Origin of the sequence: Streptomyces subrutilus, from assembly GCF_001746425.1 — a bacterium.
Taxonomy (GTDB): Bacteria; Actinomycetota; Actinomycetes; order Streptomycetales; family Streptomycetaceae; genus Streptomyces; species Streptomyces subrutilus_A.
Window position 1 is genome coordinate 267,775 of the sequence record NZ_MEHK01000002.1, and the last position, 22,997, is coordinate 290,771.

The window sequence follows — 22,997 nt, forward strand, 5'->3', positions numbered from 1 at the left end:
CCCCGCCGCCGCCATCCCCCGCACTTCCCGCTCTAAACGGAACGCAACTTCCTTTATCCCTGCGCCTGTTGACCGCATCCCGGACATGCCAGGACAACACGTCCCGCGCCCCGCGGGCCGTCGAAGAACGATCCATCAGCGCTCAAGTGTTTCCACGTTATGTACAAACGGAGGGGGTTCTCATGCAGATGGGCAAGGGTTCCGGGCACATCGACACGTCCCAAGAGGACACGTCCCAGACGGACACGTCCCACGAAGACACGTCCCAGACGGGCAGATCCCACATGGACACCGTCGAAGCCGTATCGCACTGGTTGCGCGGCGAGATCGCCGTACGGTCGGGGCGCGCACCCGACGAGGTCAAGGACGACGACCTCTTCTCCACCATCGGCATCGACTCGATGCGCGCCGTCGCCCTCATGGGCGACCTCTCGGAGCTGACCGGCACCCGGCTCTCCCCGGCGCTGATGTGGTCGCACCCCAGCATCGCGGCGCTCGCCGTCCGCGTCGTCGAGGGCGAGCCCGAGGCGCCCGCCGAGCTCCCGGACACCTTCCGGGCCGTGCCCGGCGGCGCCCGCGAGCCGATCGCCATCACGGGCATGGCCTGCCGCCTCCCGCAGGCCGACGGCCTCGGGGAGTTCTGGGAGCTGCTGCGCTCGGGCACCGACGCGGTGAGCGAGGTTCCGGCCGACCGCTGGGACGCCGCCGCCTACCTGGACGCCAACCCCGCCGCCGCCGGCAAGATGGTGACCTCCCAGGCCGGCTTCCTGCGCGGCCCCGTGGACACCTTCGACCCGCTCTTCTTCGGCATATCCCCGCGCGAGGCCCAGGAGATGGACCCGCAGCAGCGGCTCTTCCTGGAGGTCGCCTGGGAGGCCCTGGAGGACGCGGGCCTGTCCGACGGCCGGCTGTCCGGCACCGCGACCGGCGTCTTCGCCGGGGCGATCTGGCACGACTACGCCGACCTCGGCGCGGCCGACCCCGCCGGCGCCTCCCTGCACTCGGCCACCGGCCGGGCCCTGAACATGGTCGCCAACCGGCTCAGTTACGTACTCGGGCTGACCGGCCCCAGCGTCGTCCTGGACTCGGCGTGCTCCTCCTCCCTGCTCGCGGTCCACCTGGCCTGCCAGAGCATCTGGGCCGGGGAGTCCGAGACGGCCGTCGCGGGCGGGGTGAACCTGCTGCTCAGCCCGGAGACGATGGTCTCGCTCAGCAAGTTCGGCGGCCTCTCCCAGGACGGCCGGTGCAAGGCCTTCGACGCCCGCGGCGACGGCTTCGGCCGCGGCGAGGGAGCGGGCGTCATCGTCCTCAAGCCGCTGTCCAGGGCCCTGGCCGACGGCGACGACATCTGGTGCACGATCCGCGGCACGGCCACCAACAACGACGGCCTGAGCAACGGACTCACCGCCCCCAACCCCCTCGCGCAGGAGGCCGTGCTGCGCGCCGCCTGCCGCCAGGCCGGCATCTCCCCCGCCGAGGTCCAGTACGTCGAGACCCACGGCACGGGCACCGCGCTCGGCGACCCGGTCGAGGCCACCGCGCTCGGCGCGGTCTACGGCCGCGGCCGCGACGCGGACGCACCGCTGCGCATCGGGTCGGTCAAGAGCAACATCGGCCACCTGGAGGCGGCCGCCGGCATCGCCGGCGTGGTCAAGACGGCCCTGGCGCTGCGCCACCGCCGCATCCCGCCCAGCATCCACTTCGAGACGCCCAACCCGCACATCCCCTTCGACGACCTCCGCCTGCGGGTCACCGCGGCCGAGGAGCCGTGGCCCGCGACCGGGGAGAGACCGGCCCGGGCCGGGGTGAGCGCCTTCGGCTGGGGCGGGACCAACGTGCACGTCGTCCTCGAGGCCGCCACCGCACCCGCGGCGCCGACCCCGCTGGAGAGACCCGGCCCCGGCACCGAAGCCGACTCCGCCGGCCGCCCGCAGGTGGCCTTCATATGCAGCCCGTACGGCCAGCAGTGGATCGGGATGGCCCGCACCATGCTCCGTACGGAACCGGTCTTCCGCTCCGTACTGGAGGACTGCGACCGCGAACTCGCCCGGCACACCGGGTGGTCGCTCCTCGAAGAACTGCACGCCGACGAGGCCGCCGCCCGCAGCGGGGACGTCGGGGTGATGCAGCCCGTACTCTTCGCCATCCAGGTCGGCATCGCCGCCTGGCTCGAGGCCTCCGGGGTCCGACCGGACGCCGTCGTAGGCCACAGCCTCGGAGAAGTCGCCGCCGCCGTCATCGCCGGCATCCTCGACCTTCCGGACGCGGTCCGCCTCATCCACCACTACAGCGACCAGCAGCGCCGCGTCGCCGGCTCCGGCAGCGGCATGGCCGTCGTCGAACTCTCCGCCGCCGACCTCCAGCAGCGCCTCGACGACCGCGCCGGCGGCGAGGAGATCTCGGTCGCCACCCAGAACGGCCCCCGCACCACCGGCCTCGCCGGTCCCCGCGCCGCACTCGAGGCCCTGGTCGCCGACCTGAAGGCCGAGGGCGTCCTGTGCGGCATGATCCGCGTCGACCTGCCGGCCCACAGCCCCGGCATCGACCCGATCACCGCCGATCTCGAAGCGGCCATCGGCACGCTCACCCCGCGGCCCGGCCGCATCCCCATGATCTCCTCCGTGACCGGCGAGCCGCTCGACTGGCGGGAGGCGGACGCCTCGTACTTCGTCCGCAACCTGCGCCGGCCCGTGCTGCTGGCCCAGGCCACCGCCCACCTGCTGACCCGCGGGACCGGCGTCCTGGTCGAGATCAGCGCCAACCCGGTGCTGGCCCCGGCTCTGCGCCAGTCCGCCGAGGAGTACGGCGGGACCGCGGCCGTGCTCGCCACCATGCGCCGCGAGGGCGAGGACGACCGCGCCGGCCTGCTGGAAACCCTCGCCGCCCTCGCGGGCCTCGGCATCGACGTGCGGACGCCCGGTGAACGCCCGCCCGCCGCCGAGCTGTTCACCCTCTCCGCCCGCACCCCGCAGGCCCTGCGCGACCTGTCCCGCGCCGTCGCCGCCACCCTCACGGACGAGACCGCGGACGAGACCGCGGACGAGACCGCGGGCAACGCCCCCGCCCCGGACCGGCTCGCGGCCCTGGCCCGCGCGGGCCTGGAGCGGGCCCACCACCCCTACCGCCTCTCGCTCGTCGCCCGGGACACCGCCGAACTCGCGGAGGCGCTGGCCGCCCACGCGGACGGCGAGCGCCCGCCGCAGCTCTTCGAGGGCCCCAAGCCCGCCGAGTCCCGGCCCCGGACCGCCTTCGTCTTCCCCGGCCAGGGCTCCCAGTGGATCGGGATGGGCCGCGAACTCCTGCGCACCGAACCGGCGTTCGCCGCGTCCATCCGTACCACCGACGCCGCCGCCCGGGCCTGGATCGACTGGTCGATCGAGGCCGAGCTGTGCGCCGACGAGGAGAGCTCGCAGCTGACCCGCATCGACGTCGTCCAGCCCATGCTGTTCGCCGTCGAGGTCGCGCTCGCCGCACTGTGGCGCTCCTGGGGCATCGAACCCGACGCCGTCATCGGGCACAGCATGGGCGAGGTCGCCGCCGCGCACGTCAGCGACGCGCTGGACATCGAGGACGCGACCCGGATCATCTGCCGCCGCAGCCTGCTGCTGCGCCGCGCGGCGGGCCAGGGCGCCATGCTCGCCTGCGAGCTGACGATGGACCAGGCCCGCGAGCTCCTCGCCGGCCAGGAGCACCTGGTGTCGGTGGCCGTGAACAACAGCCCCCGCTCCACCGTGCTGTCCGGCGACCGCGACACGCTCACCGCGATCGCGGCGCGGCTGGAGGCCGACCAGGTCTTCTGCCGCTGGGTCAAGGTGGACGTGGCCTCCCACAGCCCGCAGATGGACCCGCTGCGCGAGGACCTGCTGTCCGCGCTGGAGGGCATCACCCCGCGCGCCGGCACCGTCCCCGTCTACTCGACGGTGACCGGCTCGGTGGCCTCCGGCACCGAGATGGACGTCCGCTACTGGGCCGACAACCTGCGCGAGCCGGTGCTCTTCGGCGACCAGGTGGCCCGCCTCGTCGAGGACGGGGTGAGCGTGTTCATCGAGATGAGCCCGCACCCGATCCTGCTGCCCGCCGTGGAGCAGGTCGCCGCCGAGAGCGGTGCTGCCGTGGCCGCCCTGCCGTCGCTGCGCCGCCGCGAGGAGGAGCGCGACAGCCTCCTCGGCTCGCTGGGCCGGCTACACGTCCTGGGCGCCCAGGTCCGCGTGGACCGCGCCTTGACCCCCGCCCGGGCGGCGAAGCTCCCCCACTACCCGTGGCAGCGGGAACGTTTCTGGATCGACGCCCCCGGCCCTGGCGGCGCCCCCGCGGGCGGCCGGGCCCTGCGCCGCGGCCTGCTCGGCGAGCGCCTCGACTCCCCCGTCGCCCCGGGCACGCACTACTGGCAGATGGACTTCGACGCGACGGCCGCCAGTGCCTTCGACCACCGGATCGGCGGGGCCGCGGTCCTGCCGGGCGCCGGTTTCGCCGAGATGGCCCTGGCGATGTGCGCCCAGGTCCGGCCCGGCGGACACCCCGTACTGGAGGAGTTCGCCTTCCGGGAGCCGCTGATCCTGCCCGCGCAGGGCGTGCGCCGGGTCCAGGCCGTACTGGAGGGCGCGGACGGCGAGGAGGCGCGGATCCGCTTCTTCGTCCGCGAGGACGAGGGCCCGCTGTGCGTGGCCGAGACCCGGGTGGTCTTCGGCGCCGAGCCGGACCCGGGCGAGCCCCGCGATCCGGCCTCGCTGGCCGGCCCGCTGGCCGAGACTCTCGACGGACCGGCCTACTACCGGGCGCTCGCCGCCTGCGGCCTGGGCTACGGGCCCGCCTTCCAGGGGATCACCGGCATCGCGCGCGGCGAAGGCGCCGCCCTGGCCCGGATCGTGCCCGACCCCGCCGCCCTGCCCGCCGACCCCGGCTACCGGGTGCACCCCTCGCTGCTCGACTCCGCCCTGCAGTCCGCCGTGGCCCCGCTGCTCGGCGCCGCCTGGGGCGAGGGCGTCACCCAGTGCTTCGTCAGCGAGTCCATCGGCCGGCTGCGGGTGTACGGAACGCTCGCGGGCGAGCTGTGGGCGTACGCGCAAGCGGAGCCGGCCGGAGACGACCGGCACTGGCAGGCCCGCGTACGGATCCTGTCCGCCGAGGGCGCCCTGCTGGCCGAGGCCGAGGGGCTGCGCGTCGTGCGCCTCGATTCCGTCCCCGTCCTGGCCGCCGAGCAGGACGATGCGGCGAGCGGACCGGCGGACGGGGCGGTCGCCGCCGCCCTGGCCGAACTGCCGGTGGCGGAGCGGCGGGCCGCGTTCGAGACCGCCGTACGGGAGATCACCGCGCAGGTGGTCAAGCTGCCCGCGCGCCGCATCGACCCGGACACCCCGCTGCGCTCCCTCGGCATCGACTCGCTGATGTCGCTGGAGCTGCGCAACCGCCTGGAGGCCGCCTTCGGCGTGGAGCTGTCGGCCACGCTCATCTGGAACTACCCGACCGTACGGGACATCGCGCCGTTCCTGGCCGGCAAGGCGGACATCGCGCTCGACGGCGACGAGGCCCCCGAGCGGAGCCCCGCGGCCGAAGCCCCCGTCCTGCCCCCGGCGGCGGACGGCGAAGCAGACCCGGAGAGCCTCGAGGCCCTCCTCGAACGTGAACTCGCGGAACTGAGCGAGCGGATGGAGACCTTCTAGTGAGCAGCAGCACCGTCGGGACCGCCCCGGCCGAAGACCGCTCCGGGGACGCCCTCGTCAAGGCACTGTCCGCCGTCCGCATGCTGCGGGGCCGGCTGGACGCGCTGGAGCAGAAGCGCCACGAGCCCATAGCCATCGTCGGGATCGGCTGTCGACTGCCGGGTGGGGTCACCTCACCCGGCGCGTTCTGGCAGATGATCAGTTCCGGCACCGACGCGATCACCGGCGTGCCCGGCGACCGCTGGGACGCCGACGCCTACTACGACCCCGACCCCGACGCCCCGGGCCGCACCACCATGCGCTTCGGCGGGTTCATCGACGGGGTGGACCGCTTCGACCCGTACTTCTTCGGCATCTCCCCGCGCGAGGCCGCGCGCATGGACCCCCAGCAGCGGCACTTCCTGGAGGTGGCGTGGGAGGCCCTGGAGGACGCGGGCCTGCCCCGGGAGAGGCTCCAGGGCAGCGCGACGGGCGTGTTCGTCGGGGCCAACGCCACCGACTACCTCCAGATGCAGCTGGAGGACCCGGCCGGCCTCGACACGTACACCGTCGTCGGCGGCACCAACTGCATCATCTCCAACCGGCTCTCGTACCAGCTCGACCTGCGCGGCCCGAGCATGACCGTCGACACGGCCTGCTCGTCCTCGCTGGTGGCGGTGCACCTGGCCTGCCAGTCCCTGCGCACCCAGGAGTGCTCCACGGCGGTCGCCGCCGGGATGAACCTGATCCTGTCGCCGACGATGACGGTCGCCCACTCCAAGGGCCTGCCGCTCGCCCCCGACGGCCGCTGCAAGACCTTCGACGCGAAGGCCGACGGCTACACGCGCGGCGAGGGCGTCGGCGTGCTCGTCCTGAAGCGGCTCTCGGACGCGACCCGGGACGGCGACCGGATCTGGGCCGTCATCCGCGGCTCCGCCGTCAACCAGGACGGCCTGACCAACGGGCTGACCGCGCCCAGCGGCCTGTCCCAACGCGATGTCATCAGGGCGGCGCTGCGCTCCGCCCGGCTGGAGCCCTCGCAGGTCACCCTGCTGGAGGCGCACGGCACCGGCACCAGCCTCGGCGACCCGATCGAGGTCGAGGCCCTGCACGAGGTGTACGGGACGGCGGACGCGGACGGCGGGAGCTGCGTGCTCGGGTCGGTCAAGACCAACATCGGCCACCTGGAGGCGGGCGCCGGCCTGGCCGGCCTGATCAAGGTGGCGCTGAGCATCCACCACCGGGCCATCGCGCCCAACCTCCACCTGGAGGAGGTCAACCCGCACATCTCGCTCGGAGGCGGACGGCTGCGCATCCCGACCGAGGCGGCGAGCTGGGACGAGCCCGCCGAGCGGCGCCACGGCGCCGTCAGCTCCTTCGGCGCGGGCGGCACCAACGCCCACGTGGTCCTCGGCCCGGCCCCGCAGGACGACGAGGCACCGCGGCCCGACGACGCACCGCGGGCCGCGGCCCCCGAGGTCCCGCAGGCCGCGCAGGGCCCCTGGCTGCTGCCGGTCTACGCGGGCACCGCCGACGCGCTGGTCCCGATGGCCCGGGCCTGGCGCGACCACCTCCAGGACCGGCAGACGCGGCAGGAGCCGTTCGCCGCACTGGTGCACGGCGCCGCGACCCGCCGCACCCGGCACGCGCACCGGCTCGCCGTCGCCGCGAGCACGCACGCCGAGGCCGCCGAGCGGCTGGACATGTGGCTCGCGGACAAGTCCCCGGCCTCGGTGGTCACCGGCCGCACCGGCGGCGACATCAGCGACAAGGTCGTCTTCGTGTTCCCCGGCCAGGGCGCCCAGCGGGCCGGGATGGGCCGTGAACTGATGCGCGTCTGCCCGGTGTTCAGGGCCGCCGTGACCGAGTGCGACGAAGCCTTCCGGCGCTGGACCGACGGCGGGTTCTCCGTCATCGACACGATCATGGGTCTGGAGGACGGGGCGCCGCTGGAGCGGATCGACGTCATCCAGCCGGCCCTGTTCGCCATCGCGGTCGGACTCGCCGCCCGGGCCCGGGCCTTCGGCGTCGAGCCCGACGCGGTGGTCGGCCACAGCATGGGCGAGGTCGCCGCCGCCCACGTGGCCGGCGTGCTGAGCCTGGACGACGCGGCCCGCGTCATCTGCCGCCGCAGCTTCCTGCTGCGCCGCATCAGCGGGCAGGGCGCGATGCTGGTGGCGGGCCTGCCCTTCGACCAGGCCGCCGAGTTCGTCGCGGACCACAGCGACCGGGTCTCGGTCGCGGTCAGCAACAGCCCCACCTCCACGGTGCTCTCCGGCGACCCCGAGGTGCTGGCCGAGCTCGCCGGGGCCCTCGAGGCGCGCAACGTCTTCTGCCGCCACGTCAAGGTGGACGTGGCCTCGCACAGCCCCCAGGTCGACGCGCTGCGCGCGGACCTGCTGGCCGAGCTGAAGGGCATCGAGCCCCGCGCGGGCCGGGTGCCGGTGCTGTCGACCGTCACCGGCGACCTGTGCGACGGCTCCGGTTTCGACGCCGAGTACTGGGCGGGCAACCTGCGCGAGCCGGTGCTCTTCTGGGACGCCGTGGGCTCGCTGATCGACAGCGACCACGGGGTGTTCGTCGAGATGAGCCCCCACCCGACGCTGCTGTCCGCCGTCGAGCAGGCCTTCGAGCACTCCGGCCGCGAGGGGCTGGCCCTGCCGTCCATGCGGCGCGACGAGCCGGAGGCGCACGGCCTGCTGGAGATCCTGGGCTCCCTGCACGCGCACGGCCTGCCCGCCCGGCTGGCCCAGCTGCTCCCGGCGGCCCCCGCCCGCCCCGTACCGCTGCCCTCCTACGCCTGGCAGCACGAGAGCTTCTGGTTCCGCGCGTCGGGCTCCGCCGGCCCGGTCCCGCTCGACGCCGACGCCGCCCGCGCGGCGGACGAGCCGGACAACGCCGACGGGCGCGGGCAGCTGCCCGCGCTGGTGGCGGCCGTGGCGGCCGCCGAACCCGGCGAGGCCCGTACCGAACTGGTGCGCGCCCAGGTCACCGCGGCGGTGGCCGCGACCCTGGAGCTGAGCACCGACCGGGTCGACCGGACGGCCGGCTTCTTCCAGATGGGCATGGACTCCACGCTCGCCCGCGATGCCCGCGTCCGGCTGGAGGGCCTGCTCGGCCGCCGCCTCCCGGCGACCGTGATGTTCGAGCACCCGTCGGTGGAGGCACTGTCCGCGCACCTGCTGGTCCTGGCGGAGCGGGCGGCGGCCGAGGCCGGCCCGCAGGCCGCCGCGGCAGCGCCCGCCGCGCCGGCCCCTGCCCCCGTACACGCCGTGATCCCCGCACCGCAGGCGCCTTCGGACCTTTCCGGGTCCGAGGACGACACCTCCCTCGACGACCTTTCCGAAGCCGAACTCCTCGCCGTGCTGGCCGCGGAGTCCGGTTCCACGACGCCCGCAGCCGGAGCAGCCAGATGACCGACAAAGACCACGAGCGGCAGAACGTACTCGCCCGGAGCGTGCGCGAGATCCGCCGCCTGCGCACCGAGCTGGACGCCGCCGAACGCGCCCGGACCGAGCCGATCGCCATCGTCGGCCTCGCCTGCCGGATGCCCGGCGGCGCCGAGACGCCCGAGGAGTTCTGGGAGTTCCTGCGCTCCGGCCGCGACGGCATCCGCGAGGTGCCCGAGGACCGCTGGGACACCGCCCGGCACGGCAGCCGCCTCGGCGGCTTCCTCGACCGGGTCGACGGGTTCGACGCCCCGTTCTTCGGGATCTCGCCGCGCGAGGCCGCCACCCTGGACCCGCAGCAGCGCCTGCTGCTGGAGGTGGGCTGGGAGGCGCTGGAGCACGCGGGCATCTCGCCGGCCGCCCTGAACGGCTCGGACACCGGGGTGTACTTCGGCGTCACCACGTACGACTACGTGCAGAGCCAGATGCAGCAGATCGACCCGGCCGAGCTGGAGGCGTACAGCCTCACCAGCAACGCCTCCACCTTCGCGGCCGGCCGGTTCTCGTACTGGCTGGGCCTGCAGGGCCCCAGCCTCTCCGTCGACACCGCGTGTTCCTCCTCGCTGGTCGGCGTGCACCTGGCGTGCCAGAGCCTGCGCTCCGGCGAGACCGGCATGGCGCTGGCGGGCGGCGTCAACGTCCTGCTGTCGCCCGAGTGGTTCACCATCGCCGACAAGGCCAACATGCTGGCGCCGGACGGCCACTGCAAGACCTTCGACTCCCGCGCCGACGGCTACGTACGCAGCGAGGGCTGCGGGATCGTCGTCCTCAAGCGGCTCTCCGACGCGCAGGCGGCCGGCGACCGGATCCTCGGCGTCATCCGCGGCTCCGCCGTCAACCAGGACGGCCGCAGCGCCGGCATCACCGTCCCGAACGCCGCCGCCCAGCAGGACGTCATCCGGGCGGCGCTGGCCTCGGCCCGCGTCGAACCCGCGGACATCGGCTACGTGGAGGCGCACGGCACCGGCACCCCGCTGGGCGACCCGCTCGAACTGCGCGCCCTGGACGCCGTACTGGGCGGGCGCGCGCCGGGCGAGGAGCTGGTCGTCGGCTCGGTCAAGAGCACCATCGGGCACCTGGAGCCGGCCGCCGGCATCGCCGGGCTGATCAAGGTCGTGCTCTCGCTCCAGCACGAGGAGATACCGGCGCAGCTGGACCTGCGGGAGGTGAACCCGGAGATCGGCGTCGAGGACCTGTCGGTGACCTTCCCGCGCACCGCCGTGGCCTGGCCGCGCGGCGACAAGCCCCGCCTGGCGGGCGTCAGCTCCTTCGGCGCGAGCGGCACCAACGCCCACGTCGTCGTCGAGGAGGCGCCGGCCGCCCCGGCCGCCGCCGGGGAGGAGGCCGCGGGCGAGCGCACCGCGCAGCTGCTGGCCCTGTCCGCCAAGAGCCCGGCCGCGCTCGCCGAGCTGGCCGCCCGCCACGCCGCGTACCTGGACGGCCCGGACGCGGCGCCGCTCGCCGACGTCTGCCACACCGCCGCCACCGGCCGCGCCCCCCTCTCCCACCGGCTGACCGCGGTCGCCGGCACCGCCGGGGAGATGCGCGAGAAGCTGGCCGCGTTCGCGCCGGGCGGGCTCCTGCCGGCGGGCGTCCGCACCGGCCACGTGCCCGGCGGCGCGCAGCCGAAGGTGGCCTTCCTCTTCACCGGCCAGGGCGCGCAGTACGCGGGCATGGGCGCGGGCCTCTACGCGAGCGAGCCGGTCTTCCGGGCGGCGGTCGACCGCTGCGACGCCATCGTCTCGGAGCTGACGGACCGCTCGCTGCTGTCCGTGCTGCACCCCTCGCCCGCCGAGGCCGCGCTGGTGGACGAGACCCGCTGGACCCAGCCGGCGCTGTTCGCCGTCGAGTACGCGCTGGCGGAGCTCTGGCGCTCCTGGGGCATCGAACCGGGCGCCGTGCTCGGCCACAGCATCGGCGAGATCGTCGCGGCCTGCGTGGCGGGCGTGCTCTCGCTGGAGGACGCGCTGACCCTCGCCGTGCGCCGCGGCAGCATGATGCAGGAACTGTCGGTGGAGGGCGCCATGGCGGCGGTCTTCACCACCGAGGAGCAGCTCGCCGCGGCGCTGGCGCCCTACGAGGGCGAGCTGTCGGTGGCCGCGGTCAACGGCCCCGAGTCGCTGGTCGTCTCCGGCGGCGCCAAGGCGCTGGAGGTGCTGCTGGCCGACCTGGCCGCGGCGGGCGTCAAGTCCAAGCGGCTCACCGTCACCCGCGGCTTCCACTCGCCGCTGATGGATCCGGTGCTCGACGGGTTCGAGGCCGCCGCGGCCGCCCTGACGTACGCGGAGCCCCGTATCCCGGTCGTCTCCAACGTCACCGGCGAGCCGCTGACCGGCCCGCGGGCCTTCTCCGCGGGCTACCTGCGCGAGCACATCCGCCGCCCCGTGGACTTCCTGCGCGGTATGACGGCCCTGCACGGGCTGGGCTTCCGCGTGTTCGTGGAGACCGGCCCGCAGCCCGCGCTGTCCGGCATGGCCAAGCGGTTCCTGCCCGGCGCGGGCGACGGCGGACAGCCGCCGGTGTTCCTGCCGTCGCTGCGCAAGGGCCACGACGACGGCCGGGTGGTGCTGGACAGCCTGGGCGCCCTGTACGCGCTGGGGGCGCCGGTGGACTGGGCCGCGTACGACGCGGGCCGGGGCCGGCGGCGCGCCGCGCTGCCGACGTACCCCTTCCAGCGGACCCGGCACTGGTTCACGCCCAGCGCCCGCCCGGTGTCGGCCGCGCCCGGCGCCGGCGAGGCCGCGTCCGCGCGCCTGCTGGGCGAGCGGGTGCCCTCGCCGCTGGACTCCGTCCAGTACGCGGCGGTGCTCGACACCACCGGCCACCCCTGTCTGGGCGACTGCGTGATGGACGGGCTGCCCGTCGTCAACATCGGCGTCTACCTGGAGTCGGCCCTCCAGGCCGCCCGGGCCGACGGCGGCGGCGCGGGCGCGCTGATCGAGGAGTGCCTGGTCCTGCAGAGCATGATCCTCGACGAGGACCAGCGGGCCCGGGTGCAGCTCGTCCTGGACCCGGCGCCCGGCGGCCGCACCGCCTACCGCTACTACTCGGCCCGGCGGGACGGCGCCGGCTGGCTGCTGCACTCGCAGGGCAAGCTGGCCCCGCTGCCGGCCGCCGCCCCGGCCGCGGCCGACCTGGACGCGCTGCGCGCCCCGCTCGCCGAGGAGACCACCGGCGAGGAGTTCTACCGCCGGATGTGGCGCCGCAAGCTGTACCTCGGCCCCACCGCCCAGTGGATCGAGCACGTGTGGAGCGGCGAGGGCGAGGCCGTCGCGAAGATGCGCGCCCCGCGCCCGGGCGAGGCCGACGGCTACCGGCTGCACCCCGGCCAGACCGACGCGCTGTTCCAGTCCCTGTTCGCCTGCCTGCCCGAGGGCACCCCGGCGGACGCCACCTTCATGCTGGTGGGCATCGACCGGTTCGCCTTCCACGGCTTCTCCGGCGCGCAGGGCGAGACGTACTGCCGGGTGCGGCTGCTGCCGTCGCCCGACCCGCAGGGCATGCTGCTCGCCGAGGCCGCGCTGTACGACGCGCAGGGCCGCACGGTGGTCGAGGCCACCGGGGTGTGCCTGCGCCGCGCCGAGAAGGACCAGCTGCTGCGCACCGACGCCGCCGCGGCCCCGGCCGCCCGGGCGCTGCCGGCCGCGGCCCCGCTCGCGGCGGCCGCCGACCCGCGGTCGCTGGACGCCGCGGGCGTACGGGAGCTGCTGACGGCGACGGTCGCCCGCGCGCTGGGCACCTCCCCGGGCCTGGTCGACCGCGACGAGCCGCTGCAGAACCTGGGCCTGGACTCGCTGATGGCCCTGGAGGTCAAGGAGGCGCTGTCCGCCGCGCTCGGGGTGTCGCTGCCGCTGGTGGCCTTCCTGGAGGGCCGCAGCGTCGGCACGCTCGGCGACCAGATCCTCTCCACCCTCGGCACCCCCGAGGAGTCGGCCGGCGCCGGCGGGCAGGACGCCGCGGCGCAGCCCGTCACGGGCGGCGGGCGGCTGCCGGAGCTGGTCCGCGACGAGGCTGCCCGCTACGAGCCGTTCCCGCTGACCGACCTCCAGCAGGCCTACCTGGTGGGCCGCTCCAGCGCCTTCGAACTCGGCAACGTCTCCACGTACTTCTTCATCGAGGTGGACCTCGACGGGGTGGACGTGGAGCGGCTGCAGGACGCCCTGCGGCTGATGATCGACCGGCACGACATGCTGCGCGCGGTGATGACCGAGGACGGCTACCAGAAGGTGCTGCCCGAGGTCGCCCCGTACCTGATCCGCACCACCGATCTGCGCGGATGCTCCGAGGAGGAGCGCGGCGCGCGGCTGGCCGAACTGCACGACGAGGTCGCCGGGCAGGTCTTCGACACGGCGGTGTGGCCGCTGTTCGACATCCGCGCCACCCGGGTCACCGAGGGCCGCACCCGGCTGCACATCGGGCTCGACGCGCTGATCATCGACGCGTGGAGCACCTCGCTGCTGTTCCGCGAGTGGGCCGCCGCCTACCGCGGCGAGGCCGGCACGCTGCCCGAGGTCCCGCTGACCTACCGGGACTACGTGGTGACGGCCAAGGCCGTCGAGGAGACCGACCTGCACGCGGCCTCGCTCGCCTACTGGCGCGAGCGGCTCGACACGCTGCCGCCGGCGCCCGAGCTGCCGCTGGCCGCCGACCCGGGCTCGCTGGAGGCGCCGGCGTTCACGCACCGCTCGAGCCGGATCGAGGCCGAGGACTGGTCCCGGTTCAAGGCGTACGCCTCGGCGGCCGGTGTCACCCCGTCGGCCGCGCTGTGCACGGCCTACTCCCAGGTGCTGGCCTCCTGGAGCAAGTCCAGCCGCTTCACGCTGAACGTGCTCTTCTTCAACCGGCTGCCGCTGCACGAGCAGGTCGGCAGCGTGCTCGGCAACTTCAGCGCCACCACCCTGCTGGAGATCGACTCCACCGCCTCGGTCGCCTTCGGCGAGCGGGCCGAGCGCATCCAGCGCCGGCTGTGGAACGACCTGGAGCACAGCCACGTCAGCGGTGTCGCCGTGCTGCGCGAGCTGAACCGGGCCCGCGGCGGCAACGCCCGCGCCAACATGCCGGTCGTCTTCGCCAGCACCGTCAACTTCGCGGCCAAGGAGGACTCCGCGGCCTCGATGGGCCTGGCCCAGCACCTGACCGCCATCGGCGAGGGCGGCGAGGAGGTGTCCAGCTCGATCCGCACCCCGCAGGTGTGGCTCGACCACCAGGTGGTCGAGGACGCCGGCGCGCTGATCGTGAACTGGGACGTCATCGAGGAGCTCTTCCCCGCCGGGATGATCGACGCGATGTTCGCGGCCTACCTCGACGTGCTGCGCGGCCTGTGCGTCGAGGAGGACGCCTGGCGCCGCCCGGCGCCCGCCCTGGCCCCGGCGGCCGAGCTCGACGTGCGCCGGTCCGCCAACGCGACGGCCGGGCCGCTGCCCGCGGGGCTGCTGCACGAGCCGTTCGCCGCGCAGGCCGCCGCGCACCCCGCACGGGTCGCGGTGATCGCCCCCGGCCGCGAGCTCACGTACGGCGAACTGGACGAGCACACCGACCGGCTGGGCCGCTGGCTCCTGGAGCAGGGCGCCGGCCCCGGCACGTTCGTCGGCATCGTGATGGAGAAGGGCTGGGAGCAGGTCGCCGCCACCCTCGGCGTGCTGAAGGCGGGCGCGACGTACGTGCCCATCGACGCCGGGGTGCCCGCGGAGCGGCTGCGGCTGCTGTGCGAGAAGGCGGGCATCCGCCTGGTCCTGACGCAGAGCCGCGTCGAGGCCGGCGTCCAGTGGCCGCGGGGGACGCTGCGGCTGTGCGTGGACGGACCCGAGGCGCTGGCCGTCCCGGCGGGCGCCGTGCCCGCCTCGGCCGCCCGTCCGGACGACCTCGCGTACGTCATCTTCACCTCCGGCTCCACGGGCACGCCCAAGGGCGTGATGATCGAGCACACGGGCGCCCTGAACACCTGTCTGGACATCAACGAGCGGTTCGGCATCACGCACGAGGACCGGGTGCTGGCGCTGTCCGCGCTCAACTTCGACCTGTCGGTGTACGACGTGTTCGGCATCCTGGCGGCGGGCGGCGCGATCGTGCTGCCGGCCCCGGACGCGCACCGCGAGCCCGGCCGCTGGGCCGAGCTGGTCACCGCGCACGGGGTCACCGTCTGGAACAGCGTGCCGACGCTGATGGAGATGTTCACCGAGCACGCGCTGGGTGCCGGGATGACCGGGACACTGCCGCTGCGCACGGTGATGATGAGCGGCGACTGGATCCCGCTGACCCTCCCGGAGCGCATCGCCACGCTGGTGCCCGAGGCGGCCGTGTGGAGCCTGGGCGGGGCGACCGAGGCGTCGATCTGGTCGATCGCCCACCACGTGACCGGCGAGGCAGACCCGTCGCTGACCTCGGTCCCGTACGGCAAGCCGCTGCTGAACCAGCAGTTCCACGTACTGAACGAGGCCATGCAGCCGAGCCCGGTGTGGGTGCCCGGCCAGCTGTACATCTCCGGCGCGGGCCTGGCCCGCGGCTACCTCGGCGACGAGGCCAGGACCCGGGCGGCGTTCCTTCGCCACCCGGCCACCGGGGAGCGGCTGTACCGCACCGGCGACCTGGGCCGGTACCTGCCGGACGGGAACATCGAGTTCCTGGGCCGGGAGGACTTCCAGGTCAAGATCCAGGGCTACCGGATCGAGCTCGGCGAGATCGAGGCGGCGCTGCTGGCCTGCGACGGGGTGCGCGCCGCGGTCGCCTCGGCCGTCGGCGAACGCCAGGGCGCCAAGCGCCTGGTGGCCTACGTGGTCCTCGACGAGGACCGCACCTGCGAGGTGACGCCCGAGCTGCTCGCCAAGACGATCGGCGCGGCCCTGCCCTCGTACATGGTCCCGCAGTACATCCTGATCCTCGACGAGCTGCCGCTGACCGCCAACGGCAAGGTCGACCGCTCCTCGCTGCCGGTCCCCGGCGCCGAGGCCGCCGAGGGGGACGCCGCGCAGGGTCCCCGGGACCTGACGGAGAGCGGACTCGCCGGGATCTGGGCCGAGTTCTTCCCCACCGCCGGCTTCGGCGTGCACACCGACTTCTTCGCGCTGGGCGGCAACTCGCTGCTCGCGGTCCGGCTGATGGCCGAGATCCGGGCCCGGCTCGGCTGTTCGCTGCCGCTGTCCACCCTGTTCGCCCGGCCGACGATCGCCCTGCTCGCCGCGGCGATCCGGGAGGCCGGCGGTTCGGTGCGCCGCGCCGCCCTGGTGCCCATCCGCACCGGGGGCACGCGGACCCCGCTCTTCTTCGTCCACCCGGTCGGCGGGGACGTGCTCTGCTACGGCGAACTGGCCGGCCTGCTCGGTGAGGACCAGCCGTTCTACGCCCTCCAGGTGCCGGACGACGAAGTCCTCGCGACCGTGCCGGAGCTGGCCGCGCACTACTGCGCCGCCCTCACCGCCGCGGTCCCGCAGGGCCCGTACCGGCTCGGCGGCTGGTCCATGGGCGGGGTCATCGCCCTGGAGATGGCCCAGCAGCTGACCGCGGCCGGTCACGAGGTCGAACACCTCGCGGTGATCGACCTGCTGGAGCCCCCGGGCCCGGCGCCGGAGCGGGCGGAGATCGACGACGCCGTGCTGCTCTCGTGGTTCGGCCGGGACCTGGCCGGCCTCGCCGGCACCTCGTGGGAGCCGGACCCGGAGCTGTTCCGCGCGGCGGACTGCCCCGACTCGGCCTTCGAGATCCTGTACGCCAAGGCCGCCGAACAGGGCGTCCTGCCCGCCGGGGTCGGCCTCGAGATGTTCCGCGAGATCCACACCCGCTTCGCCCGCAACTTCCGGGCCCTCTTGTCCTACGCGCCGCAGCCGTACGCGGGAGCGACCGCGTTCCTGCGCGCCGAGGACGGCTCCACGGACGAGGCGGTCGCCGCCTGGTCCCAGCTGTTCCCCTCCGGTTTCCACTACGTCGCGCTGCCGGGCGACCACTACACGGTCATGCAGTCTCCGCGCCTGCGGCTGCTGGCCGACCAGCTCTCCCTCTGGCTCGCCGGCACGGCGGCCCGACCCCTCGAAGGAATACAGTCATGACGCTGAAGTTCGGTGCTTTCATCCCTCCCTTCCACTCGCTGGGCGAGGACCCCACCACCGCCTTCTGGCGGGACCTGGACCTGATCCACTGGCTCGACGAGCTCGGCCTCGACGAGGCCTGGGTGGGCGAGCACCACTCGGGCGGCTGGTCCACGGTCAGCTCCCCGGAGGTCTTCCTCGCCGCCGCGGCCGAGCGCACCCGCCGCATCAAGCTCGGCACCGGCGTGGTGAGCCTGCCGTACCACCACCCGCTGACCGCGGCCAACCGCATCGTGCAGCTGGACCACCAGAGCGGCGGGCGTGCCATGTTCGGCATGGGCGCCGGGGTCTCGCCCGCCGACGCCCACATGATGGGCATATCGGCCGGTGACCAGCGCCGCATGATGGCCGAGTCGCTGGAGGCGCTGGTCCGCCTGTTCAAGGGCGACGAGCCGGTCACCATGAAGACCGACTGGTTCGAGCTGCGCGACGCCATGCTGCACCTGCGCCCGTACACCAAGCCGCGGTTCGACATGGCCGTCGCCAGCGCCGGCACCGAGCGCGGCATGCGCCTGGCCGGCCGGTACGGCCTCGAGGCGCTGACCTTCGCGGGCCGCCCGGGCATGTCCGAGCCGCCGCTGGCCCAGCTGTGGGCCGCCGGCGAGGAGGAGGCCGCCCAGTACGGCCAGACCGTGGACCGCTCCAAGTGGCGCGTGGCGATCTGCGTGCACATCGCGGAGACCCGCGAGGAGGCCCTCGACCAGGTCCGCGCCGGGATGAGCCACTGGTTCCGCGAGTACGTGCGCGACACCGTCGGCGCCTCCGCGAAGCTGCCCGAGGGCCGCGAGGCCGAGGTGGCCGTCGAGACCCACACTGCGATCATCGGCTCCGTCGAGGACGCCATCGAGGGCATCGAGCGCATGCAGCGCGAGAGCGGCGGCTTCGGCACCCTGCTGGTCAACACCCAGGACTGGGCCACCCGCGAGCAGACCAAGCGGAGCTACGAGCTGCTCGCCCGCTACGTGGCACCGCACTTCACCGGCGCCCTCGACAGCCGTCGCGCGTCCCAGAAGTGGGTCTCGGAGAACAAGGACGGCTTCGCCGCCCAGGCCCGGGAGGCCGCGGCCCAGGCCACGGCCTCCCGCTGACCCCGACAACGGACGGAGCCGAGATGCCGACCCCCCTGCAAGAGAAGTGGCCCGCCGTCGACGGGGCGACTTTCAAGGAAGCCATGTCCCTGCTGGCGGCGCCCCTGACCGTGGTCACCACGCGTGACGCGCAGGGGCAGCCCTGGGGGTTCACCGCCAGTGCGGTGACCTCGGTGTCGCTGGAGCCGCCCCTCGTGCTGGTCGGCATCGCGCACACCTCCAGCTGTCACGGGGCGCTGACACAGGTCCCCGAGTTCGTGATCAACGTGCTCGGTGACGAGCACCGCGACCTCGCGGGCCGCTTCGCGACCAGCGGCGTCGACCGGTTCGCCGGCGCGCCGCTGGAGGAGTGGCCGGACAGCCCCGGCCTGCCGCACGTACCGGACGCGCTCGCGCTGCGCTGCGCGCTCGCGGACCGCATCACCCTGGGCGACCACGACCTGCTGGTCGGCCAGGTGCTGGACGTGCGCCTGGAGGGCTCGGGACGGCCGCTGCTCTGGTACCAGCGGGCCTTCAGGACCGCCACCTGACCCCGCGCCCGCCCGGCGTGATCCGCCGGGCGGGCGCGGCCGAACGTGGAGCCGGGACGGGCGACCCCCGCCCCGGCTCCACCGCGTCGCGGACCGAGAGCCCACCGCAGGACCGACGCCCTATTCGTCATGGTGACGTGAAATCGCCCGAACCGGGCCTCAGTCCAGTCGGGCTCTGGGATGACTTGTCCCGCGTGCCGGCAGCATTCGTGCCTACATCGGCAGGTTGCCGTGCTTGCGGCTCGGCTGGGTGGCGTTCTTGGCGTGCAGCATGCCGAGGGTGGCGATCAGCCGGGAGCGGGTCTCGGCCGGGTCGATGACGTCGTCCACCAGGCCGCGTTCGGCCGCGTAGTACGGGTGCATCAGCTCCGACTGGTACTCCTTGATCCGCTGCGCCCGGGTCGCCTCCGGGTCGGCGGAGGCGGCGATCTCGCGGCGGAAGATCACGTTCGCCGCGCCCTCCGCACCCATGACCGCGATCTCGTTCGACGGCCAGGCCAGGGCCACGTCCGCCCCGATCGAGCTGGAGTCCATGACGATGTACGCGCCGCCGTACGCCTTGCGCAGGACCAGGCTGATGCGCGGCACCGTGGCGTTGCAGTACGCGTACAGGAGCTTCGCGCCGTGCCGGATGATCCCCTGGTGCTCCTGGTCGACGCCGGGCAGGAACCCGGGCACGTCGATCAGGGTGACCAGCGGGATGGAGAACGCGTCGCAGAACTGCACGAACCGCGCGGCCTTCTCCGAGGCGCCGATGTCCAGGACGCCGGCCAGGTGCGAGGGCTGGTTCGCCACCAGGCCCACCAGCCGGCCGCCCAGGCGGGCCAGCGCGCAGACCATGTTCTGCGCCCACTGGCCGTGGACCTCGAAGTACTCGCCGTGGTCGACGATCTCCTCGATCACCTCGCGGATGTCGTAGCCCTGGGTCGGGCGCGCCGGGACCAGGTCGAGCAGCCTGTCGTTGCGGCGGTCCGCCGGGTCGTCCAGGTCGCCGGCCGGGGCCAGTTCGCGGTTGTTGGACGGCAGCAGGGACAACAGATGGCGCACGTCCTCAAGGCAGCCGCGCTCGTCGTCGTAGACGAACGAGGCGACGCCGGACACCGCTCCGTGGCTGTCCGCGCCGCCCAGGTGCTCCATGGTCACGGCCTCGCCGGTGACGGCCTGCACCACGTCCGGCCCGGTGATGAACATCTGCGAGGTGCCGCGCACCATGAACACGAAGTCCGTGAGCGCCGGGGAGTACGCGGCGCCGCCGGCGCACGGGCCCAGGATCACGGAGATCTGCGGGATCACCCCGGAGTTGCGCACGTTGCGCTTGAAGATGCCGCCGTAGCCGGCGAGGGCGGTCACGCCCTCCTGGATGCGGGCGCCGGCGCCGTCGCACAGGCCCACGATCGGGGCGCCGGCGGCCTCGGCGAGGTCCATCAGCTTGTGGATCTTCGCCGCGTGGGCCTCGCCGAGCGCGCCGCCGAAGACGCGGAAGTCGTGCGCGTAGGTGAAGACGGTGCGGCCGTGGACGGTGCCCCAGCCCGTCACCACACCGTCGCCGTAGGGCTTCTTGTCCTCCAGGCCGAAGCCCGTCGCACGGTGCCTGCGCAGCCCTTCGACCTCACAGAAGGAGCCCTCGTCGAAGAGGACGTCGATGCGCTCGCGAGCCGTCAGCTTGCCCTTGGCGTGCTGCGCGGCCGTCGCCCGCTCGCTCGGTCCGGCCACGGCCAGGGCCCGTATCGCCGCAAGTTCCGTGGCGCGCTCTCGCAGACTCTCCAACTGACTCTCCTCGCCCCTTGCTCCGGTGGCCCGATTCCGACGTCCCAGCATCCGGCCGGGCTCTCAAGCCCGGCTCGAACGCCGGTGTCCGTCGCCTGGATCAGTAGCGGTAGTGGTCGGGCTTGTACGGGCCCTCGACCTTGACGCCGATGTACTCGGCCTGCTCCGGGCGCAGGGTGGTGAGCCTGACGCCCAGCGCGTCCAGGTGGAGGCGGGCCACCTTCTCGTCCAGGTGCTTGGGCAGCACGTAGACGTCGGTGGGGTACTGCGACGGCTTGGTGAACAGCTCGATCTGGGCCAGCGTCTGGTCCGCGAACGAGTTCGACATCACGAACGACGGGTGGCCGGTCGCGTTGCCCAGGTTCAGCAGACGCCCCTCCGACAGCACGATCAACACCTTGCCGTCGGGGAACTTCCAGGTGTGGACCTGCGGCTTGACCTCGTCCTTGACGATGCCCTCGATCTTCGCCAGGCCGGCCATGTCGATCTCGTTGTCGAAGTGGCCGATGTTGCCCACGATCGCCTGGTGCTTCATCCTGGCCATGTCCGAGGCCATGATGATGTCCTTGTTGCCCGTGGTGGTGATGAAGATGTCCGCCGTCTCCACCACGTCGTCCAGCGTGGCGACCTGGTAGCCGTCCATCGCCGCCTGCAGCGCGCAGATCGGGTCGATCTCCGTGACGATCACCCGGGCGCCCTGGCCGCGCAGCGACTCCGCGCAGCCCTTGCCGACGTCGCCGTAGCCGCAGACCACCGCGACCTTGCCGCCGATCAGGACGTCCGTGGCCCGGTTGATGCCGTCGATGAGCGAGTGGCGGCAGCCGTACTTGTTGTCGAACTTCGACTTCGTCACCGCGTCGTTCACGTTGATCGCCGGGAAGAGCAGGCTGCCCTCGGCCATCATCTCGTAGAGGCGGTGGACACCCGTGGTGGTCTCCTCCGTCACACCGCGGATGCCCGCGGCCAGCTTCACCCAGTCGATCGAGGTGTCCGCCAGCAGGCGCAGGACGAGGGCCATCTCCTCGTTGTCGGCGGTCGCCGGGTCGGGGACGGCCCCGGCCTTCTGGTACTCGACGCCCTTGTGGACGAGGAGGGTGGCGTCACCGCCGTCGTCGAGGATCATGTTCGGGCCGTCGGCGCCGGGCCAGGTCAGCGCCTGCTCGGTGCACCACCAGTACTCCTCCAGCGTCTCGCCCTTCCAGGCGAAGACGGGGATGCCGGCGGCGGCGATGGCGGCGGCCGCGTGGTCCTGGGTGGAGTAGATGTTGCAGGAGACCCAGCGGACCTCCGCGCCGAGGGCGACCAGGGTCTCGATCAGGACGGCGGTCTGCACGGTCATGTGCAGGGAGCCGGTGATCCGCGCGCCGGCCAGCGGCCGGGCCTCGGCGTATTCGGCGCGGATCGACATCAGGCCGGGCATCTCGTGCTCGGCGAGGGTGATCTCCTTGCGGCCGAACTCCGCGAGGGCGATGTCGGCGACCTTGTAGTCGGTGAAATCGGCAGGGGTCTGGCTGGTCATGGTGGCGTACTCCGGTGATGGATGGCGGGGCTAGGAGGTGACGCCCAGGTTCTGGTGGATCTCGAGCGTCGCGGTGGAGCGGTTGAGGGTGATGTAGTGGAGGCCCGGGGCGCCTTCGGCCAGCAGGCGCTGGGCCATCGCGGTCGCGTACTCCACGCCCACCTTGTGCCCGTCGGCCGGACTGTCCTGCACGGCCTCCAGGCGGCGGGCCAGGGCGTCGGGGAAGCGGGCGTCGCTGAGTTCGGCGAAGCGCAGGATCTGGCGCGCGTCGGTGGCGGGCATGATCTCGGGGATCACCGGGGTCAGGCAGCCGATCGAGTCCAGCCGGTCGCGCAGCCGCAGGTAGTCCTCGACGTGGAAGAACATCTGCGTGATGGCGTAGTCGGCGCCCGCCTTGCACTTCTCGGCGAAGTGCCGGACGTCCTCGGTCCAGCCGGGAGAGCGCGGGTGCCGTTCGGGGAACGCGGCCACCCCCACGCTGAAGTCGCCCAGCTTGCGGATCATGCTGACGAGCTCGTGCGCGTGCGTGAAGCCCTGCGGATGCGGGGTCCAGGCGCCCTTCGGATCGCCCGGCGGGTCGCCGCGCAGGGCGAGCACGTCGCGGATGCCCGCGTCGGCGTACTGGCCGATGATGTGGCGCAGCTCGGCGCGCGAGTGCCCGACCGCCGTCAGGTGTGCGACGGGGCGCAGGGTGGTCTCGGCGGCGATCCGCTTGGTGACCTCGACGGTGCGGTCACGGGAGGAGCCGCCCGCGCCGTAGGTGACGGAGACGAAGGAGGGGGCGAAGGCCTCGATGCGGCGGATCGCGTTCCACAGGGTCCGCTCGCCCGCCTCGGTCTTGGGCGGGAAGAACTCGAAGGAGTACGAGCGCCGGCCGCTGGCCAGGATCTCGCGCACACCGGGCCGGTCGGCGGGGCGGAGCCGGAC

The 22,997-nt window shown here is 73.7% G+C and carries 8 protein-coding genes; 5 read left to right on the top strand and 3 right to left on the bottom strand.

The annotated features are described in order from the left end of the window. Nucleotides 1–284: 284 nt before the first annotated feature. The 5 genes from BGK67_RS34240 to BGK67_RS34260 are packed head-to-tail and all read left to right on the top strand — an operon-like array spanning nucleotide 285 to nucleotide 18,784. Entirely contained in the window at nucleotides 285–5,660 is a 5,376-nt protein-coding gene (locus BGK67_RS34240) for a type I polyketide synthase (protein ID WP_167739673.1), read from the top strand. Next, the gene (locus tag BGK67_RS34245; protein ID WP_069924449.1) at nucleotides 5,660–9,055 is read left to right on the top strand and encodes a type I polyketide synthase; all 3,396 of its coding nucleotides are present in this window, start codon (nucleotides 5,660–5,662) and stop codon (nucleotides 9,053–9,055) included. The genes BGK67_RS34240 and BGK67_RS34245 overlap by 1 nt, the downstream gene beginning before the upstream one ends. Beyond that, on the top strand, nucleotides 9,052–17,127 hold the full coding sequence (locus tag BGK67_RS34250; RefSeq protein ID WP_069924450.1) for a hybrid non-ribosomal peptide synthetase/type I polyketide synthase: 8,076 nt from the start codon (nucleotides 9,052–9,054) through the stop codon (nucleotides 17,125–17,127). The genes BGK67_RS34245 and BGK67_RS34250 overlap by 4 nt, the downstream gene beginning before the upstream one ends. After that, nucleotides 17,124–18,254 (top strand): LLM class flavin-dependent oxidoreductase, encoded by a 1,131-nt coding sequence (locus BGK67_RS34255; protein ID WP_069924451.1) that lies wholly within the window; start codon nucleotides 17,124–17,126, stop codon nucleotides 18,252–18,254. Before BGK67_RS34250 ends, BGK67_RS34255 begins: the two co-directional genes overlap by 4 nt. A gap of 23 nt (nucleotides 18,255–18,277) precedes the next feature. Next, nucleotides 18,278–18,784, top strand: a complete 507-nt coding sequence (locus tag BGK67_RS34260) for a flavin reductase family protein (RefSeq protein ID WP_069924452.1) — start codon at nucleotides 18,278–18,280, stop codon at nucleotides 18,782–18,784. A gap of 213 nt (nucleotides 18,785–18,997) precedes the next feature. Here the strand turns inward: BGK67_RS34260 and BGK67_RS34265 are convergent, their stop codons facing one another. The 3 genes from BGK67_RS34265 to metF are packed head-to-tail and all read right to left on the bottom strand — an operon-like array spanning nucleotide 18,998 to nucleotide 22,967. Further along, the gene (locus BGK67_RS34265) at nucleotides 18,998–20,602 is read right to left on the bottom strand and encodes an acyl-CoA carboxylase subunit beta (protein ID WP_069924453.1); all 1,605 of its coding nucleotides are present in this window, start codon (nucleotides 20,600–20,602) and stop codon (nucleotides 18,998–19,000) included. 49 nt (nucleotides 20,603–20,651) lie between these two features. Beyond that, the gene (gene ahcY, locus BGK67_RS34270; protein ID WP_069924454.1) at nucleotides 20,652–22,070 is read right to left on the bottom strand and encodes an adenosylhomocysteinase; all 1,419 of its coding nucleotides are present in this window, start codon (nucleotides 22,068–22,070) and stop codon (nucleotides 20,652–20,654) included. Nucleotides 22,071–22,100: 30 nt separating this feature from the next. Then, nucleotides 22,101–22,967, bottom strand: coding sequence for a methylenetetrahydrofolate reductase [NAD(P)H] (gene metF, locus BGK67_RS34275; protein WP_069924677.1), 867 nt, complete (start codon nucleotides 22,965–22,967; stop codon nucleotides 22,101–22,103). Nucleotides 22,968–22,997 lie beyond the last annotated feature (30 nt).

Excerpts from the sequence above, each read along its gene's own strand:
- ahcY (WP_069924454.1), bottom strand. The coding sequence starts at position 22,070 with ATGACCAGCCAGACCCCTGCCGATTTCACCGACTACAAGGTCGCCGAC.
- BGK67_RS34260 (WP_069924452.1), top strand. The coding sequence starts at position 18,278 with ATGCCGACCCCCCTGCAAGAGAAGTGGCCCGCCGTCGACGGGGCGACT.
- BGK67_RS34250 (WP_069924450.1), top strand. The coding sequence starts at position 9,052 with ATGACCGACAAAGACCACGAGCGGCAGAACGTACTCGCCCGGAGCGTG.
- BGK67_RS34265 (WP_069924453.1), bottom strand. The coding sequence starts at position 20,602 with ATGCTGGGACGTCGGAATCGGGCCACCGGAGCAAGGGGCGAGGAGAGT.
- BGK67_RS34255 (WP_069924451.1), top strand. The coding sequence starts at position 17,124 with ATGACGCTGAAGTTCGGTGCTTTCATCCCTCCCTTCCACTCGCTGGGC.
- BGK67_RS34240 (WP_167739673.1), top strand. The coding sequence starts at position 285 with ATGGACACCGTCGAAGCCGTATCGCACTGGTTGCGCGGCGAGATCGCC.